General features: G+C 62.4%; 1 protein-coding gene. It reads right to left on the bottom strand.

The window, feature by feature from the left end:
* Window positions 1-116: 116 nt before the first annotated feature.
* A complete protein-coding gene (ahcY, locus tag VGD20_RS00470) occupies window positions 117-1,532 on the bottom strand; it encodes an adenosylhomocysteinase (RefSeq protein WP_331132569.1) in 1,416 nt (471 codons plus the stop codon).
* Window positions 1,533-1,749: the final 217 nt, after the last annotated feature.

Below are 1,749 nucleotides of genomic sequence, written 5' to 3'. Positions count from 1 at the left end.
CCTTTATATTCTCCGCAGTGTTACTGGATTACAACAGTAGCACATCCCGCTTAACCCAAACGAAAAGCGCCGCCGGAGGGTCTCTCCGGCGGCGCTCTCGTGACCCGTGGCAGGTCTTAGTAGCGGTAATGCTCGGGCTTGAACGGGCCCTCGACCGGCACGCCGATATAGTCGGCCTGCTTCTGGCTGAGCTGGCTCAGCTTCACGCCCAGCTTTTCGAGGTGCAGCGCCGCAACCTTTTCGTCGAGGTGCTTGGGCAGGACATAGACATCGTTCTTGTACTGGTCGCTGCGCGTCCACAGTTCGATCTGCGCGAGCGTCTGGTTGGTGAAGCTCGCCGACATCACGAACGACGGGTGGCCGGTCGCGTTGCCGAGGTTCACGAGGCGGCCCTTCGACAGGATGATGATCTGTTTGCCGTCGGGGAATTCGACCAGGTCGACCTGCGGCTTCACCTCGGTCCACTTGTAGTTGGCGAGCGCCGCGATCTGGATCTCGCTGTCGAAGTGGCCGATGTTGCAGACGATCGCCATATTCTTCATCGCCGCCATATGTTCGGCGGTGATCACGTCGGCGTTTCCGGTCGCGGTGACGAAGATGTCCGAACGCTTGACGGCTTCGTCCATCGTCACGACCTCGAAGCCTTCCATCGCCGCCTGCAGCGCGCAGATCGGATCGATTTCGGTGACGAGAACGCGCGCGCCGCCGTTGCGCAAGCTCTGGGCCGAGCCCTTGCCGACGTCGCCGAAGCCAGCGACGGTCGCGACCTTGCCCGCGAGCATCACGTCGGTGCCGCGGCGGATCGCGTCGACGAGCGACTCTTTACAACCATAAAGGTTGTCGAACTTCGACTTGGTGACGCTGTCGTTGACGTTGATCGCGGGGAAGGGCAGTTCGCCCTTCTTGGCGATGTGGTACAGGCGGTGGACGCCGGTCGTCGTTTCTTCCGACACGCCCTTGATCGCCTTGACCGTCTTGGTCAGGTAGCCGGGGTTCGCGGCAACGAACGCCTTCAGCGCGCGCTGCATCTCGATCTCTTCCTCATTCTCGGGCGCCGGCATCGTCTCGCCGGCTTCGAGCTTCGCGCCCCACAGTGCGAACATCGTGGCGTCGCCGCCGTCGTCGAGGATCAGGTTGCAGGTCGTGCCGTCTTCGACGCCCCAGTCGAAGATGCGGCCGACATAATCCCAATAGTCGGCGAGGCTTTCGCCCTTCACCGCGAACACCGGCACGCCCGACGCGGCGATCGCGGCGGCGGCATGGTCTTGCGTCGAGAAGATATTGCACGTTGCCCAGCGGACTTCGGCGCCGAGCGCGGTCAGCGTCTCGATCAGCACCGCGGTCTGGATCGTCATGTGCAGCGAACCGGTGATGCGCGCGCCCTTCAGCGGCTGTGCCGCGCCGAACTCGCTGCGCAGCGCCATCAGGCCCGGCATTTCGGTTTCGGCGATGTTGATTTCCTTGCGCCCGAAATCGGCGAGGCCGATGTCAGCAATCACATAGTCACGGGTATCGGCGGCGAGAGTGGCCACGTTCAGTCTCCTGTAGGCGAGTTCGGCCGCAGGCGAGCGGCCCCGAAAAGTCAGGTAATTATGCCCGGCGCCCTAGCCGAAACGCTGCCGCCGATCAAATATAAACTTTTCTTTATATCACATGATCGAACCGCCCCGCCGCTGCGGGGAGCGCGCGAATCGCGGGCGCAAAATGCACCCTCGCCCAAAAATAATTTTCACCGGGCGCAATTGTGAC

It is taken from the genome of Sphingopyxis sp., assembly GCF_036402335.1.
Classification (GTDB): Bacteria; Pseudomonadota; Alphaproteobacteria; order Sphingomonadales; family Sphingomonadaceae; genus Sphingopyxis.
The sequence above is the reverse complement of the archived record's forward strand: the minus strand, read 5'-3'. Positions and strand labels throughout refer to the sequence as shown.